At 72.4% G+C, this 15,338-nt stretch carries 18 protein-coding genes; 9 read left to right on the forward strand and 9 right to left on the reverse strand.

Annotation, left to right across the window (positions count from 1 at the left end; translation table 11 throughout):
• Window positions 1–9 precede the first annotated feature (9 nt).
• Window positions 10–984, reverse strand: coding sequence for a calcium-binding protein (locus DDE18_RS12375; RefSeq protein WP_116572590.1), 975 nt, complete (start codon window positions 982–984; stop codon window positions 10–12).
• A 76-nt stretch (window positions 985–1,060) separates the two neighbouring features.
• Between DDE18_RS12375 and aat the strand changes: the two genes are divergently transcribed.
• Together aat and DDE18_RS12385 are read left to right on the forward strand one after the other, a co-directional pair.
• Window positions 1,061–1,750 carry a leucyl/phenylalanyl-tRNA--protein transferase gene (gene aat / locus DDE18_RS12380; RefSeq protein WP_245916651.1) on the forward strand — a complete coding sequence of 230 codons (690 nt, stop codon included), beginning with the start codon at window positions 1,061–1,063 and terminating at the stop codon, window positions 1,748–1,750.
• Window positions 1,751–1,822: 72 nt separating this feature from the next.
• Entirely contained in the window at window positions 1,823–2,266 is a 444-nt protein-coding gene (locus DDE18_RS12385; RefSeq protein WP_116572592.1) for a hypothetical protein, read from the forward strand.
• A gap of 15 nt (window positions 2,267–2,281) precedes the next feature.
• On the opposite strand, the gene DDE18_RS12390 is transcribed toward DDE18_RS12385, so the two are convergent.
• A complete protein-coding gene (locus DDE18_RS12390) occupies window positions 2,282–3,148 on the reverse strand; it encodes an Fpg/Nei family DNA glycosylase (RefSeq protein ID WP_116572593.1) in 867 nt (288 codons plus the stop codon).
• A gap of 88 nt (window positions 3,149–3,236) precedes the next feature.
• Between DDE18_RS12390 and DDE18_RS12395 the strand changes: the two genes are divergently transcribed.
• A complete protein-coding gene (locus tag DDE18_RS12395) occupies window positions 3,237–4,430 on the forward strand; it encodes an ATP-binding protein (protein WP_116572594.1) in 1,194 nt (397 codons plus the stop codon).
• On the opposite strand, the gene DDE18_RS12400 is transcribed toward DDE18_RS12395, so the two are convergent.
• The 3 genes from DDE18_RS12400 to DDE18_RS12410 are packed head-to-tail and all read right to left on the reverse strand — an operon-like array spanning window position 4,427 to window position 6,290.
• A complete protein-coding gene (locus DDE18_RS12400; protein ID WP_170313280.1) occupies window positions 4,427–4,633 on the reverse strand; it encodes a CDGSH iron-sulfur domain-containing protein in 207 nt (68 codons plus the stop codon). The two genes, DDE18_RS12395 and DDE18_RS12400, sit on opposite strands and share 4 nt — an antisense overlap.
• Window positions 4,630–5,673, reverse strand: a complete 1,044-nt coding sequence (locus DDE18_RS12405; protein ID WP_116572595.1) for an iron-containing redox enzyme family protein — start codon at window positions 5,671–5,673, stop codon at window positions 4,630–4,632. The genes DDE18_RS12400 and DDE18_RS12405 overlap by 4 nt, the downstream gene beginning before the upstream one ends.
• Entirely contained in the window at window positions 5,670–6,290 is a 621-nt protein-coding gene (locus tag DDE18_RS12410; protein ID WP_245916652.1) for a methyltransferase, read from the reverse strand. Before DDE18_RS12410 ends, DDE18_RS12405 begins: the two co-directional genes overlap by 4 nt.
• A gap of 133 nt (window positions 6,291–6,423) precedes the next feature.
• Between DDE18_RS12410 and DDE18_RS12415 the strand changes: the two genes are divergently transcribed.
• From DDE18_RS12415 to DDE18_RS12440, 6 genes are all read left to right on the forward strand, one after another.
• Complete coding sequence (locus DDE18_RS12415) at window positions 6,424–7,011, forward strand: TetR/AcrR family transcriptional regulator (RefSeq protein ID WP_116572597.1); 588 nt, start codon at window positions 6,424–6,426, stop codon at window positions 7,009–7,011.
• Between the two features lie 8 nt (window positions 7,012–7,019).
• Complete coding sequence (locus DDE18_RS12420) at window positions 7,020–7,937, forward strand: alpha/beta fold hydrolase (protein WP_116572598.1); 918 nt, start codon at window positions 7,020–7,022, stop codon at window positions 7,935–7,937.
• A 79-nt stretch (window positions 7,938–8,016) separates the two neighbouring features.
• Window positions 8,017–8,589, forward strand: coding sequence for a mycothiol transferase (locus DDE18_RS12425; RefSeq protein WP_116572599.1), 573 nt, complete (start codon window positions 8,017–8,019; stop codon window positions 8,587–8,589).
• A 289-nt stretch (window positions 8,590–8,878) separates the two neighbouring features.
• Window positions 8,879–9,685 (forward strand): glycerophosphodiester phosphodiesterase, encoded by an 807-nt coding sequence (locus DDE18_RS12430; protein ID WP_116572600.1) that lies wholly within the window; start codon window positions 8,879–8,881, stop codon window positions 9,683–9,685.
• 10 nt (window positions 9,686–9,695) lie between these two features.
• Window positions 9,696–10,625, forward strand: coding sequence for a DUF5926 family protein (locus DDE18_RS12435; protein ID WP_116572601.1), 930 nt, complete (start codon window positions 9,696–9,698; stop codon window positions 10,623–10,625).
• 259 nt (window positions 10,626–10,884) lie between these two features.
• Complete coding sequence (locus DDE18_RS12440; protein ID WP_116572602.1) at window positions 10,885–11,511, forward strand: hypothetical protein; 627 nt, start codon at window positions 10,885–10,887, stop codon at window positions 11,509–11,511.
• A gap of 57 nt (window positions 11,512–11,568) precedes the next feature.
• Here DDE18_RS12440 and DDE18_RS12445 read toward each other — a convergent pair whose 3' ends face one another.
• The 4 genes from DDE18_RS12445 to DDE18_RS12460 all read right to left on the reverse strand — a co-directional run bounded on the left by DDE18_RS12445 (window position 11,569) and on the right by DDE18_RS12460 (window position 15,306).
• Window positions 11,569–12,666 carry an adenylate/guanylate cyclase domain-containing protein gene (locus DDE18_RS12445; RefSeq protein ID WP_116572603.1) on the reverse strand — a complete coding sequence of 366 codons (1,098 nt, stop codon included), beginning with the start codon at window positions 12,664–12,666 and terminating at the stop codon, window positions 11,569–11,571.
• A 13-nt stretch (window positions 12,667–12,679) separates the two neighbouring features.
• Entirely contained in the window at window positions 12,680–13,051 is a 372-nt protein-coding gene (locus DDE18_RS12450; protein ID WP_116572604.1) for a cyclic nucleotide-binding domain-containing protein, read from the reverse strand.
• A gap of 186 nt (window positions 13,052–13,237) precedes the next feature.
• Window positions 13,238–13,981: a hypothetical protein gene (locus DDE18_RS12455; RefSeq protein WP_116572605.1), complete on the reverse strand. Its 744-nt coding sequence runs from the start codon at window positions 13,979–13,981 to the stop codon at window positions 13,238–13,240.
• 98 nt (window positions 13,982–14,079) lie between these two features.
• Window positions 14,080–15,306 (reverse strand): arginine deiminase, encoded by a 1,227-nt coding sequence (locus DDE18_RS12460; protein ID WP_116572606.1) that lies wholly within the window; start codon window positions 15,304–15,306, stop codon window positions 14,080–14,082.
• Between the last annotated feature and the right edge of the window lie 32 nt (window positions 15,307–15,338).

Raw genomic sequence — 15,338 nt, forward strand, 5'->3', positions numbered from 1 at the left:
GTGGGAGGGTCAGCGCCGCACCTCGCAGCCCATGGCCCGCTCAGCGCTGATGCAGACGTCGCGGCCGCGGCCGGCGCGCGCCTTGTCCCGACCGCTCCCGAGGTCGAGCCTGTCGCGGCCGGTGGTGCCCTGGACGACGTCGTTGGCGCCGAAGGTGCGTGCGTCCAGGCTCTTCGCGAGCGAACCCTCGACCTCGAAGTCGTCGAGTCTCGGGGTGCCACGGAAGACCCAGCGCAGACCGACGCTGTCAGTGGGCTCGAACTCCTCGATCCCGTCGTAGCTGCCCATGCGTCGACCGTCGACCCTCAGCCGGCCGTTCGCCATCGTGATCTCCGTGCCGCGAGGCACGTCCAGCCCCCATGTCTGGAAGGTCAGCTCGTCGCGGCCCTGGGCACCCCACCACTGGAACCCGCGCACGTGGTTCTCCAGCCAGGTGGAGATGTGGTCCCTCCCGCGGCCAGCGTCGAGCACGACCCCGGGCACCGCCTCCGCGTGGATCCTGTCATTGCCCTCTTCCCCGTAGGCCCGTCCGTCGATGGCTGAGGGGATCAACATCATCCAGTCGTGGCCATACCCGGCGTACGCCGCGCCGTTGCGCGAGTCGAGGCGGAGGTCGTCCGACCCCGGTCCACCCGAGAGGAAGTCGCCTCCGACGCGGTTCCAGTGGTGACCGGCACCCCAGTCGTCCGAGCGGAGCACGTCGTCCCCGGATCCGGCGAAAAGGCGGTCACTGCCGTCACCGCCGAGAACAGTGTCGTCCCCCTCGCCTGCACAGACGAGGTCGTTGCCGCCGCCCGCGTCGATGTCGTCGTTGCCTTCGAAGCTCATGATGACGTCGTCCCCCGGCGTGCCCAGCACCGTGTCGTCGCCAGGCGTGCCCACGATGGTCGGCGTGTTGTCATCGCAGGTCGGCTCGAAGGCGGACGCCGGCGACACGGCGTACAGGCTGGTCGCGACGAGCGCGGTGGCGAGCAGGAGCTTCATGGCATTCCTTCCCGGAGTTGCTGCGAGTCTGACGCACGCCGGGGCGGATGAGTTGTCACCGGTTAGGTTGGCCGACGTGCCGTTCGAGCCGCCGCCCACGCCGTGGGTCTTCCCCGAGCCAGGCCTGTGGGAGGACGACGACCTGGTCGCCCTCGGTGCCGACCTCGCGCCCGGCACCCTGCTCGCGGCCTACCGGCAAGGACTGTTCCCGATGCCCGTCGCGATGCGCGGCGACCCGATGGGATGGTTCTCGCCGGTGGACCGGGGCGTCCTCCCGCTCGACCACCTGCGGATGACCCGGTCGCTGCGCCGCTCGTGCCGCGACTTCGAGATCCGCGTCGACACCGCCTTCGAGGAGGTCATCGACGCCTGCGCCGACCCAGCCCGGGGCGAGGGTGGCTGGATCGACGACGCCGTGCGCTCGGCGTACGTCGGGCTGCACGCCCTCGGCTGGGCCCACTCGGTGGAGACCTGGCGCGACGGGCGGCTGGCCGGTGGGCTGTACGGCGTGGCGATCGGCGGCCTGTTCGCAGGCGAGTCGATGTTCCACCGGGATCGGGACGCGTCGAAGGTGGCGCTCGTCGGCCTGGTCGACCTGATGACCGACGGGCACGCGTCGGGGAGGCTGCTCGACGTTCAGTGGCGGACCGACCACCTCGCCAGCCTCGGCGTGGTGGAGGTGCCGCGCGAGACCTACCTCACCCGGCTGCGGCGCGCGCTCGAGCTGCCGCTGCCGCAGGCGTTCGGGGACCCGGGGGAGTCTTGATCGTGCGCGGATGGGGCATGGTGTGCCCCGACCCCGTGTCTTCCGCACGCCACCACACCTGAGGGGACAGTCATGAAGAAGGCCCTGGTCGCCGCCACGCTGGTGCTCGTCGGCGGTGCTGCCGTCGGGTGTGGGGGCGGTGCGCCCACCGACGCCACCGACGAGGCCTTCTGCGATGCCTACAGCAGCCTCTTCGCGGACGCTGCGGAGCTCGGCGACGCCGACGACGCGACCATCATCAAGCGGGTCAAGGAGTGGGGCGCCGAGATGGAGAAGGCCGGCACGCCGGCGGACATCCCCGACGACGCCCGCGCCGGCTTCGAGAAGACCGTCGAGGAGATCGACGACCTCGACGCGGACGCCAGCCAGGAGGACTTCGAGAAGCTCGAGGAGGACTACTCCGACGAGGAGAAGAGGCAGGCCGAGGCGTTCGCGAAGTACACCACCGACACCTGCGGCTCCCCGCTCGACCACATCGAGGTCCCCGAGGCGCCCACCGAGGCGCCGTCCGAGTGACCGGATCCGCCGCAGCTACTTGAGCAGCTTGCTCAGCCGCCGGTCCGCCAGCGGCTTGCCGCCGGTCTGGCAGGTCGGGCAGTACTGCAGGCTCGAGTCGGCGAACGACACCTCCCGGACGGTGTCGCCGCAGACCGGGCACGGCTGGCCGGTGCGCCCGTGCACGGCCAGGTTGCTCTTCTTCTCGCCCTTCAGCTCGCTCGCCGCGAGTCCGCGGGAGCGCTCGACCGCGTCGCCCAGCACGCCCTTGACGGCGTCGTACAGCGTCTGCAGCTCGGTGTCGTCGAGGCTGTTGGCGGGCTTGAACGGCGAGAGCCGCGCCGCGTGCAGCAGCTCGTCGGAGTAGGCGTTGCCGATGCCGGCGATCAGCGACTGCATCCGCAGGACGCCCTTGATCTGCTTGCGCCCCTCCCGCTCGAGGATCTCCCGGAGCACGTCGATCGTGAAGGCGTCGTCGAGCGGGTCCGGCCCGAGGCGCGCGATCCCCTCGACGTCGGACGGGTCGCGTACGACGTACAGCGCGAGGCTCTTCTTCGTGCCGGCCTCGGTGATGTCGAGCCCGGACGTGTCGTCGATGACCACCCGGGCGGCGAGCGGCGACTTGCTGTTGGGGCGGGCCGGCAGTGCCGGCACCTCCTCCTTCCAGCGGATCCAGCCGGCGCGCGCCAGGTGGACCACCAGGTGCAGCCCGCTGGCGGTGATGTCGAGGAACTTTCCGTGCCGCGTCACGTCCTCGACGAGCGTGCCGTGCAGCGCCTGCAGCGGCGGGTCGAAGGTCTTGAGCGCGCTGAACGCCGCGAGGTCGACGCGGGTGATCGCGCGGTCGACGAGGCGGCCCCTCAGGTCGAGGGCCAGGGCCTCCACCTCGGGCAGCTCCGGCATGCCGCCGAGTCTAGGCCGGTGACTGCCTCGACTCGCCGACTATCCCGATGTCTAAGGCAGACCCTAGAGAAGCCGATACGGTCCCATCGTGGACCCAATCCGGAACCCCTACGCACCCGGCGCCGGCCAGCGCCCGCCGGAGCTCGCCGGCCGTGACGAGCAGCTCGGCGCCTTCGACGTCGTGATCGAGCGGGTGTCGGCGGGGCGGCCGGAGCGCAGCCTGGTGCTCACCGGCCTGCGGGGGGTGGGCAAGACCGTGCTGCTCAACGCCCTGCGCAGCGCGGCCGTCCGCAAGAAGTGGGGCACCGGCAAGCTCGAGGCCCGCCCCGACCAGGGCCTGCGGCGCCCGCTCAGCAGCGCCCTGCACCAGGCAGTCCGCGAACTCGGCCACCGCGACGCGGACAGCGTCGACCACGTGCTCGGCGTGATCCGCTCGTTCGCCCAGCGCGACGCCGGCGTGGGGGCCCGGCTCAAGGACCAGTGGCACCCCGGCATCGACGCCCCTGCGGTCAAGGGGCGCGCCGACTCGGGCGACATCGAGATCGACCTCGTCGAGCTCTTCACCGACGTGGGCGGCCTCGCGGCTGACCAGGGGAGAGGGGTCGGCGTCTTCATCGACGAGATGCAGGACCTCGGCGCCGACGACGTCTCCGCGCTCTGCGCCGCCTGCCACGAGCTGAGCCAGAGCGGCCTCCCGCTCATCGTGGTCGGCGCCGGGCTGCCCCACCTGCCGGCGGTCCTCAGCGCCAGCAAGTCCTACTCCGAGCGACTCTTCCGCTACCAGCGCATCGACCGCCTCTCCCGCGAGGCCGCCGATCGCGCGCTGAGCGCGCCCGCCGAGGACGAGGGTGCGGCCTACACGGCCGAGGCCCTCGAGGTGATGTACGCCGCGACGGGCGGCTACCCCTACTTCATCCAGGCCTACGGCAAGGCCGTGTGGGACCTCGCACCGGAGAGCCCGATCACCGCCGACGACGTGGCGGTCGCGGCGCCGGAGGCGGAGTCGGAGCTCGCCGTCGGCTTCTTCGGCAGCCGCTTCGAGCGCGCGACGCCGGGGGAGCGCGACTACCTCCGCGCCATGGCCGATGTCGCGGTCGACCTCGGCGACGTCGACGACGTGCCGACCGCCGACGTGGCCGCCTCGCTCGGCAAGAAGCCGCAGTCGCTGAGCCCGGCGCGCGACAGCCTGCTCAAGAAGGGGCTCATCTACTCCGGCGAGCGGGGCCGGATCGCCTTCACGGTGCCCCACTTCGGCCGCTACCTACGCGAGCAGGCCATCTAGTCCGGCCGGCGCTCCGGCGGCAGCGAGCGGTGGGTGCCGTCGCACCACGGCATGCGCTGAGAGGTGTCGCACCGGCAGATCGCCACGACCGGGCGTCGTACGACGTGGACCTCGCCGTCGCCGTCGACGACCTCCTCGGCGCCGCGCAGCAGCAGCGGCCCGCCCGGACAGGCGAAGGTGCGCACCGGCCGCGGCCCGCTCACACCGCCACCTGCTCGTTGTCGCCGTCGTCCAGGAGGCTCGACCGCCCCGCCTCCCAGGCGTGGAGGAGCGCGCGCCCGGCCGCGTCCTCGACGACGAGGCAGGCCGCGGCGCCGAAGAAGAGCTCGGGCACGCAGGCCGGGTCGGTGTCGGCCAGCGACCCGCAGATCGAGCGGAACACCAGCTGCTCGTGCACCGCGTCGGCCTCGACGTGCTCGTCGTAGTAGTCGAACACCTCGCGGGGCAGGCCGAGCCGTTCGGCGGCGCGGGCCAGCAGCCGGCTCGGCCCCGAGCTGGTGGCCTCGAAGACCCCGAAGTGGCCCATCGCCGCCGGGGCCAGCCGCCGCTGCAGGCCGAGCACGTGCATGGTGTTGGGCACCACGAGCGTCGTGCCGGGCAGCCGCCGCAGGTAGTCGCCCACGGCCGCCGACAGCCCGCACGCGGTCATCGCCCGGGCGTACAGCCCGCTGTGGTGGCGGCCCGGGTCACCGGCGCCGTACTCGTCGTACAGCAGCTCCGCCAAGGCGGACTGCGCCGCGCCGGTCAGCCGCGGCAGCACGAGCGCCTGCGGGTCGGACTCCCGCAGGTTGTAGGCACTGCGGTGCACCAGCAGCTCGAGGAACTGCTCGGCCGTCCCGTCCTTGCGCAGGTACGACGCGACCGAAGCGCCGCCGAAGCCGTCGACCATCGCGAACAGCCGGTCGGGGACGGGGCCGTCGGCGGCGAGCGCCTCCTCGACCAGCTCGGCGGTCGCGAGCCTGAGCTCCGCCTCCACGTGGTCGGCCAGCAGGCCCCACACCGCCACGCGGGACGGCGCCCACTCCCAGGCGGGGTCCACGTCGGCGAAGCCGTCGACGTGCAGGTGGTGCAGGCACCACAGCACGAGGTGGAGGTCGTCGGCGTCGGGGCCGGCCGCCGCGACGTCGCGGACGTTGTCGATGGGGAGCGGTCCCTCGGCGGCCGGGGAGAGCAGACCGGGCAGCACCAGCTCGCCCAGCGGCCCCCGTGGCGCCGGCAGTCGCGGTCGGTGCGGGCCGCTCATGCGGCCACCGGTCGCTCGGCCGGCTGGAGCAGGGCCAGCTCGCCGCGGTCCGCGTGGCGGCGCACCTCGACGAGCGAGAGGCCGTCCAGCTCGGGTGCCAGGATGGCGGACTGTCCCGGCCCGAGCTGCAGCAGCAGCGCGCCTCCCGGCACCAGGTGGTCGCGGGCGACCTCCAGGCAGGTCCGGGCGACGTCCAGGCCGTCCGCCCCGCCGTCGATGGCGTGCGGCGGGTCCTCGGGGAACCGGCCGACCTGGTCATGCGGCACCCACGGCGGGTCGGCGATGACGAGGGCGAAGCGCTCGGACTCGGCCACCGCGGTGTCGAGCGGCAGCTCCCGCACCGAGACCTGCCCGGCAAGACCCGCAGCCTCGGCGTTGGCGAGCGCATAGCCGCACGCCACCGGGTTGTCGTCGACGCACACCAGTCGCCGGTCCCGGCCCCACACCGCGCACAGCCCGATCTGACCAACGCCGGCGCACAGCTCGAGGACGGGGCCCTCGGGCAGCTCGTCGAGGAGCTCGGCCGCCCACGCCGACTGGGCCACGGTCCAGGGCCGGGGCTCGAGGACGCGGTGGTCGTAGTGGATGGTCAGGCCGGCGAAGTCGAGCTCGGGCACGTGGTCTTTCCTCCCTGTCGGCGGTCGGGATCGGGGCGTGGGGGCGCTCCGGTACCCCGCGACGGCCCTGCTCAGCCGCACCCCCGGGACGTTATCCGGCCCAAAAAAGCACGACCGTGCTATCGTCGGGAGCATGCGCAAGGGTGAGGCCACCAGGTCGACGATCCTCGACGAGGCGTTCCGCCTCGCGACCAGGGTCGGGTTCGAGGGCGTCACCATCGGCCAGCTCGCCGAGCAGACGGAGCTGAGCAAGAGCGGCCTCTACGCCCACTTCGCCTCCAAGGAGCAGCTCCAGCTCGACACCCTGGCGCGGGCGCGGGAGCACTTCATCGACCGGGTGGTCCGGCCGGCCCTGGCCACCGAGCGGGGTGAGCCGCGGGTCCGCATGCTCTTCGAGCGCTGGGTCGCCTGGGCGGAAGAGGGCGATGGCTGCCTGTTCGTCGCCGCCTCCGCCGAGCTCGACGACAGGCCCGGGCGGCTGCGCGACGCCCTGGTCCGCAACGAGGTCGACTGGCTCGACCTCATCGCCACCGTGGCGCGTACGGCGATCAGCGAGGGGCACTTCCGCGAGGACCTCGACCCAGACCAGTTCGCCTACGAGCTGCACGGCATCGAGCTGGCGCACCACCACGCCGTACGGCTGTTGCGTGACCCGCGCGCGGGTGCTCGCACGCGCACGGCCTTCGAGTCCCTCGTCGTCGCGGCCCGCGGCACGCACTGACCCCCCACATGGAGAACGAGAGAGTCCTCATGGCTTCACAAAAAAGCACGACCGTTCGTCTCTATCGCGTCGGCTTCCGCCTGGGCGAGCTGGTCGCACCCGGGCTGTCGGCCCGGTTGGCCACGGACCTGTGGTTCCGCCTCCCGCCGCCGAGGCCGGCTGGCGAGGTCCCGCCCGGCGGCACGCCGTTCGAGGTCCACGCCCAGCGGCATGCCGTCCGCGGCCTGTACTGGGGCCGCGGTCCCGCCGTCTACCTGGTCCACGGCTGGGGCGGCCGCGCCGACCAGCTCGCCGCGTTCGTCGAGCCCCTCGTCAGCGCCGGTCATCGCGTGGTCCTCTTCGACGGCCCGTCCCACGGGGACTCGGAGCCGGGGGCGCTCGGCCCGGGCAGCACCTCGGCCATCGAGTTCGGCCGAGCCCTGGACGCCGTCGCGGCGCGGTTCGGCCGCGCATCTGCGGTGGTCGCGCACTCGATGGGCGCGGTCGCGACCTTGCTCAGCCTCAAGTACGGCTGGCTCGCCACGGAGCGCCTGGTCCTGCTCGCCCCCATGTCCCGGCTGTCGACCCATCGCGACGCTCTCTTCTCGGCCCTCGGGGTCGGTCCTCGCACGACCCGCAGGACCGACCGCCTCCTCGAGCGCCGGGTCGGGCACCCGATCGAGGAGTTCGACCTCGCCCGGCTGGGCGCGGAGGTCGACCCGGTGCCCACCCTCGTCGTGCACGACCGCGACGACCGGATGACCCCACACGCGGCGAGCGAGCTGTGGGTGGAGTCGTGGCCCGCCCGGCTCGTCTCCACGGAAGGCCTGGGTCACCAACGCCTGCTCCGCGATCCCGGCGTGGTGCGCACCGTGACGGACTTCGTGACGGGCCGCAGCGCCGCAGCCGTGCACCGCGGTGACGCTCTGAGGGCCGCCACCGGCTGACTACAGCGGACAGATCCTGTCCGCCTGGTCCGGGAGAGTCGGAGCAACACCCCGACCCAACCCGACCGAAGGAGACCCGATGTCCCACCCCGAAGCCGCTGCCCTCGCCGCCACCCTGCGCACGCAGGTGGCCGCCGTCCGCAACGCAGCCCACGGCCTGACCGAGGAGGAGGGCCGGCTCGCCCCGGCCCGCAGCGACCTGTCGATCGGCGGCATCCTCAAGCACCTCGTCGTCAGCTGGACGGGGTGGCAGCGCCGCGAGGCGCAGAACCGCGGCGCCCGCGGGTGGGACCTCACCGACGAGGACTTCGCCGACTTCTACGGCAGCTTCGCCCTCACCGACGACGAGACCCTGGAGGGCATCCTCGAGACGTACGACGACGCGACCCGCCGGCTGGTCGAGGCGGTCGAGGCGAGCGACCCGGACGCCGAGGAGCTCGCGCCCCCGCAGCCCTGGTTCGGCCAGCACGAGCCCACGCCCATCACCAAGCGCGTGCACCTGCTCGCCATCGTGGAGGAGTTCGCCCGCCATGCGGGTCACGCCGACATCGTCCGCGAGCAGGTCGACGGCGCGAAGGCCGCCGAGCTGGCCCTCGCGGTGATGGGGCTGCCGGGCAACGATTTCGTCAAGCCTTGGCAGCGCTCGGCCTGAGCCCCCGTCGAGTCGGCGCATCTGCTCACCACAACCCCGTCGAGTCGGCTCGTCTGCACACGAGCACCGCGTCGAGTCGGCTCGTCTGCCGCCCGGCAGCCCGGCAATGCCGCCGACGCCCCGCCGGGCGGTGCGTATGCAACCGTTCCTCGCCGCGATTCGGTTGCCAGCCCACCGCCCGCGGCGGCGGCGCCGGGTGCGGACGGCTCTGTGATCGCGCCCGCCGACCGGCGGACCCGGACACCACTCGGCCGAAACCTCGGCGATGCAGCCGCACTAGGCTCGCGCCATGAGGCCGCAGGTCGTCGCCCATCGGGGCGCCAGCCACGACACCGCCGAGCACACGCTGCTGGCCTACACACGTGCCCTCGAGGTCGGGGCCGAAGCCCTGGAGTGCGACGTGCGGCTCACCGCGGACGGACATCTCGTCTGCGTGCACGACCGCGACCTGCGGCGTACGGCGGCCACCCGCGGCGTTGTGTCGACGATGAACCTGGCCGAGCTCGACCAGCTCGACTTCGCGTCGTGGAAGAACCCGTGGGCCGAGCTCGACGACGAGGCGCCCGACCGGGATCCGGAGACGGGCAAGGTGCTCACGCTGCGCAAGCTGCTCGAGACGGTCGCCGACCACGGGCAGGGTGTGGAGCTGGCCATCGAGACCAAGCACCCCACCCGCTACGGCGGGCTCGTCGAGCGGCGCCTGGTCGAGCTGCTCGCCGACTTCGGGTGGGACGGGCGCGACTCGCCGGTGCGGGTGATGAGCTTCAGCCGCACCGCGATCGCCCGGATCCGCCACCTGGCCCCCGACCTGCGGGTGGTCATCCTGATCGAGAAGGCCCACCACTGGCCGCTGCTCAAGCAGGCCATCGGGCCGAGCTGGATCCTGGGCCCCGGCGTCACCGAGCTGCAGGACCACCCCACCTTCGCCAAGGCGCTGCGCAAGTCCGGCCGCGACATCCACGTCTGGACCGTCAACACCCCGGAGCAGCTGCAGACCTGCCTCGACGTCGGCGCCCGGGCGATCATCAGCGACAAGCCGGCCTACATGATCCAGCTGCTCGACGCCCAGAACGGGGGGAGGCGCTACGCCAGATAGGTTGGCGCCCATGGCGAAGAAGTCCCGCACGAAGGCACGTGAGTCCCCCCCAGCCGGGGAGGTCGGCCCCCGCCAGCCCTGCCCCTGCGGCTCTGGCAAGCGCTACAAGGCGTGCCACGGCGCAGCCGGCGGCGCCCCCGCGCCCTACGTCGCCCGCCCCTTCGAGGGCATGCCGAGCGAGTGCGACGTGATCGCCATGCGGGAGCTGGTGCCGGCCGCGACCGCGCCCTTGGCGGTCAAGGAGACCGACCGCCCCGTTCGCCTGTGCTCCCTGCTCCCCGCGGCCGCCCCGGCGATGGTGCGCGAGGGCGGCGCGATCTGGCTCGGCCTGCAGGTGCAGCACCAGTACGGCGATCCCGCGCGCGACCTGGGCGCGGTGCTCGAGAAGGCGCTGGCGACCGAGGAGCCGGGCGTCATCGGCCTCGCCTCCGCCCCCGGCGACGGCCCGCGCCTGCAGGACCTGGTCAGCGACTCCGAGCTCGACATCACCGTGCACGACGGGTTCGGCTACTGGGTCGACGACCTGGAGGAGGACCCGACGGTCACAGCCGCGCTCGAGCAGGCCAATGCGGCGGCCAACCCGACGGTGCGGCTGGCGTCGGTCGAGGCGGCGTACTGGACCAGCGTCGGCTCCAAGGAGCACCTGCGCTGGGTGATGCCGCACCCGGAGGACGAGCTGCTCTCCGCGCTGGCCCGGCTGCACGCCGCCGGCCAGGACGTGATCGCCGACGGCTCGCGGCTCGTCGGCATGTTCCGCGCACACGGCCTGCTGGCCCCGGTGTGGGACCTGCCGGTGGGCACGGGTGCCGAGGTGCTGGAGGAGCCGGCCGCCCGGTTCGGTCGCGACCTGGCCGACGCCATGGCCTCCGGCGGAGAGCTCTCCGCGGCCGAGCGCTCGGCCCGCGCGGGCCTCGCCAACCGCCAGGTCACCATCCGGTGAGATGCGAATCACCGGGACTTTCGGCCAGGCGGTTGTGGTCCGCGGTGAACGCGGGGTAAATTGGCCATTGCCCGGTCGTTGTTGTTTCCCCCGTCAACAGCGGCCGGGCTTTCATGTGCCCTGAGAGCGGTGCCCGCAGGCACGTCCGGCCAGGGCCATCCGGTCCTCAGGATCCTGGAAAGACCGGCGTCACGTTCTCCCCTGACGGACGTCTCCTCCTCAGGACGCCCGCGTCGGGCGCCCGGACCTGGGAGGACCCATGTACACCAGCTCGCGCTCGAGCTCGCTCTCTGCCCCGCTCGCGGCGCTCGTCGCGATGGCCGTCGCCCTCGCCGGCTTCGTGGTGATGCTCGGCGTCGGCGCCTCTGCCACGGCGGTCGAGTCGGCCTCTTCCTCGGTGCGTGCCGCCGGCTGCTCCGCCGAGCAGCAGGAGGTGACCGACGCGAAGGCCGCCTTCACCTCGGCGAAGAAGAAGGTCGCGCGGCTGAAGAAGAAGTGGAAGAAGGCCCAGGGCGTCCAGAAGCGGAAGCTCTACAAGAAGTTGAAGAAGGCCAGGAAGCAGCTGCGCTTCCAGAAGGAGTGGCTCGCCATCGCCACCACCGCCCACAACGCGTGCCTGGCCAAGCAGGCCGCCTCGCCGAGCAGCACCGCCGGCCCGACCAGCACGGCGAGCACCGCGCCCACGACGTCCACCTCGCCGACGGTCACCGCCACGACGACCGCGAGCGACCCGGTGCCGACCTGCCTCCCGGGCACCGCGCCGTGCCTGCCGGAGGTGCCGACGAGCACGGCGACCGACCCGGGTCTCCCGCTGCCCACCTGTCTGCCGGGCCAGCCGCTGCCGCTCCCGGGTGAGATCCCGACCTGCGTGGCGCCGCTGCCGTGACCTGGTGATTCAGGCTGAATCACCGCCACTGACCCGTCCCCGCTCCGCGCGGACGGGTCAGTCGTCCTCGGCGGGCTTGCGGCGCCGCAGGTGCCACGCCTCGAGGCGGGAGTAGCCCTTCACCGACACGCGGCGCAGCCGCTTCAGCTTGTACGGCGAGGGGTCCGGCTCGTCGTGGGCGCCCTCTGGCCCGTCCGGCTCCACCTCGTCGTCGGTGTCCTCGCCCCGGTCCGCGGGCCCGTCGGGCCCCATCAGCCCGTCGTACGCCCCCCGGTCGACCACGAGCGTGCCGGGCCGGGCGACGGACGTGAGCCGGGCGGCGATGTTGACCGTGTGCCCGAAGACGTCGCCGAGCCGGGTGACGACCTCGCCGTAGGCGAGCCCCGCGCGCACCGCCGGGAACGGGTCCTCCTCGTCGGCCCCGCGAGCGGTCAGCTCGAGCGCCACCTCGATCGCGCCGACGAGGTCGTCGGCGGTGAAGAGGATCTCGTCGCCGATTGTCTTGATGACCTGGCCACCATGGTCGGTGACCGTGCCGGTGGTGTCCTGCTCGAAGCGCTCGATCCACTCGACGAGGGCCGCCTCGTCCATCGTCTTGCTGTGGGTGGTGTAGCCGACGATGTCGACGAAACACACGGCCCGCGCCGGCTCGGGGGTGCCGCTCGTGGCGTTCATCAGCAGGCGGCTGGCGGCGCTGGCGAGGTGCCGCCGCCACACGTAGGCCTGCAGCGCCTCGACGCGCGGCAGCACTCCGGCGGCCAGCTCGGCGAGCCGGACGTCGGGGTCCGGGCCCTCCAGGGCCAGGCCGGCGAGCAGCGAGACCTGCCACTCGGCGAGCCGGGCATAGCTGCGACCCCAGGTGCGGACCAGGGCGGACTGGGACTCCTCGTCGAGGATGCCCATCCGCATCAGGTCGACCGTCATCTGCAGGGCGTGCACGTCACTCTCGGCGAACGCGACGTCCTCGTCGGTGCGGTGCGCGAAGCCGAGCAGCCGCCACAGCTCCTCGGCGAGCTCGAGGGGGACCCCGGCCCGGGCGGCCACGTCCACCCGGGTGAGGGTCGGGGCGTCGCCCAGGAGGAAGGCCTCGACCTGGTCGAAGGCGGCGGCGAGGTCGTCGTACGACGAGGTCGCGGGCGCCGGGTCGTCGGTCACGCGGACGGCCGCCTCAGCTCTCGCTGGCGCGCTCCGCGTGCGCGTTGCGGAGCGCGTCGCCGAACGCCGGGATCTCGGTGACCAGCTGCTCGACCGCCTCGGCGGTGTAGTGGATGAGCTTGAGCGGCGTCACCGCGACGATCGAGGCCGTGCGCAGCGTGTGGTTGACGATCGCGGCCTCGCCGATGATCTCGCCGGCGCCCAGGCGGGCGATCTCCTGGCCGCCCTTCCGGACCGAGACCTCACCGTCGACGATGATGTAGGCCTTGTCGGCAGGGGTCCTCTCGGAGATCGGGGACCAGCCCTCCGGCAGGGTGACCTCGGTGCCCGCGGCCTTGATGCGGGAGATCTCGATGTCGGTGAAGCCGTCGAGGATCGACGTCATGAGGCGTGCCTTTCATCGCTTGGTGGTGCTCCCTGAGTGCGGATCCTCGCATGTCGAGCGGCGGTTGGGCACGGCTTCCACGCCCGGCGCGCGGGCGGGTGTGGTGGGTGCGGTCGGGGGCTGGGGGAGTGCGATGAGGCCGCCGCCCGACGGTGTCGGACGGCGGCCTCGCGCGGTGTCAGCAGGTCACGGCACGACGTGCACGACGATCGGCTGGGAGTAGATGTAGTCCGAGAACTCCGGGCCGTCGGTGTAGAACGCCTTGAAGACGTAGTCGCCCACGGGGTACTCGTCGGCGACCCTCTCGAGGAAGGAGTAGCTCTGGAACTCGAAGGCGCCGTTGTCGCCGACGGAGGCCATGCAGCAGTAGTCGGGGCTGCTGCTGCCGCCCTTGACGTTGCCGTCCTTGTAGATGTCGACATAGCCCTCGGTGGCGATCTTGTCCTTGTACTTCACGACGCCGGTGAGCGAGCCCGGGTCGTAGGTGTAGTCGTTGGCCAGCGCCGACTCGGAGACGGTGAACTCGACGGCGTTGACGTTGAGCGAGGAGTCGAAGACCCGGACCGAGGTCTTGCCCTTGCGGGTCTTGTACTTCGCCTTGACGACGTACTTGCCCGGGGCCGCGGCCTGCGACATCCGGTAGGACGCCTTGCCCTTCTTGATCTTCTTCTTGTCGGCCAAAGCGCCGTTGACGATGAACGTCACCTTGCCGCGGCTGCCCTTGCCGGTCACCGCGGTGACCTTCACGCCCTGCATGCCGTAGTGCGAGTAGGCCTTGGGCGACGTCGTCATCTTGATCGGCGCCGGGCGGGCGGCATCGGCCGCGTTGATGGTGGTGGAGGAGACGGGGGCTGCCTCGGCCGTCGTCACGGGCGCGGCAAGGGCCGCAGCAGTGACGACCGAGACGAGGGCGGTCGCGAGCGTGCGCATCGGAGAGCCTCTTTCAGATCGCTGGGTTGACAGTCCACGAGGTCCTTCCCCGGTCCGGACCCGTCCAAACCACAGCGTCTGCTCCCCGGCTCGCCCGGTCACCCGCGAGGCATCGGCTCCCGCGAGATCGGGCAGCTCATGCACCGCGGTCCGCCCCGGCCGGACCCCAGCTCGGAGCCGGCGATGCGCAGCACCTCGATGCCGGCCTCCTCGAGGCGGTCGTTCGTCCCGTCGTTGCGCTCGTAGGCCACCGCGACCCGCGGGGCGAGCGCGAGGGTGTTGTTGCCGTCGTCCCACTGCTCGCGCTCGGCGGTCACCGGGTCGAGGCCGGTGTCGATCTGGTGGAGCGTGTCGATCTCCATCGCCTTGGCCGCGGCCACCAGGAAGGGCTCGGCGTCCGCCACGTGGAGCACGAGGTCGGAGTCCTCCTCGCCCCGCTCGGTGACCGTCACGGCGTACGCGCGAAGGCTGTCGGCGACGTTGGGATACATCACCACCTTGTCGACGTCGACCATCGTGCAGACCGTGTCGAGGTGCATGGTCGCGCGCTCCTGCGCGATCGGCACGGCGAGCACCGTGTGCGCCAGGTCGGCGCCGAAGACCTGCCGGGCGAGCCGCTCGACGCCCGCCGGGGTGGTGCGCTCCCCGACGCCGACCGCGACGACGCCCGGCGCGAGCAGGAGGACGTCACCGCCCTCGACGTGCTCGTGGTGCCAGCCGTGGATCTTCGCAGTGCCGCGGAACCGGGGGTGCTCGGTGTAGATCAGCTCGGTCAGCTGGGTCTCCCGCGCCCGCGCCGGCATCGCCAGGCTGGTGATCGCCACCCGGTCGCGCACCCACACGCTGGAGTCCCGGGTGAACAGCAGGTTGGGCAGCGGGTCGATCAGGAAGTCGTGCTGGTCGAGGAGGCTGGTCACCAGGCCGTGCCCGCCGCGCACCTCGTCGTTGCGGATGCCGGCCGTGAGCAGCTCGGTGAGCTCCTCGGGGGACGCGTCGGTGAGGAAGTCGGCGAGGTAGGCGCGCATGGTGTCGCCGAGGTGCAGCCCGCTCAGCGCCGAGGTGATCGCCATGCCGCGTGCCTCCTCGCTGGCGAGGCTCTCGGTCAGCAGGTCGGTGAGGTAGAGCACCTCGACGCCACGGCCGCGCAGGGTCTCCGCGAAGGCGTCGTGCTCGTCCTGTGCCCGGGCGACCCACGGGATGCCGTCGAAGAGCAGCTTGTCGTTGTTGCGCGGTGTCAGGCGCTGCAGCTCGGGGCCCGGGCGGTGGAGCATGACGGTGCGGAGCGTGCCGACCTCGCTGTCGGCACCGTGGGGACCGGTGACCATGGGCCGACTCTAGACCCGGCGCACAGGCCGCC

The organism is Nocardioides gansuensis, assembly GCF_003076135.1.
Taxonomy (GTDB): domain Bacteria; phylum Actinomycetota; class Actinomycetes; order Propionibacteriales; family Nocardioidaceae; genus Nocardioides; species Nocardioides gansuensis.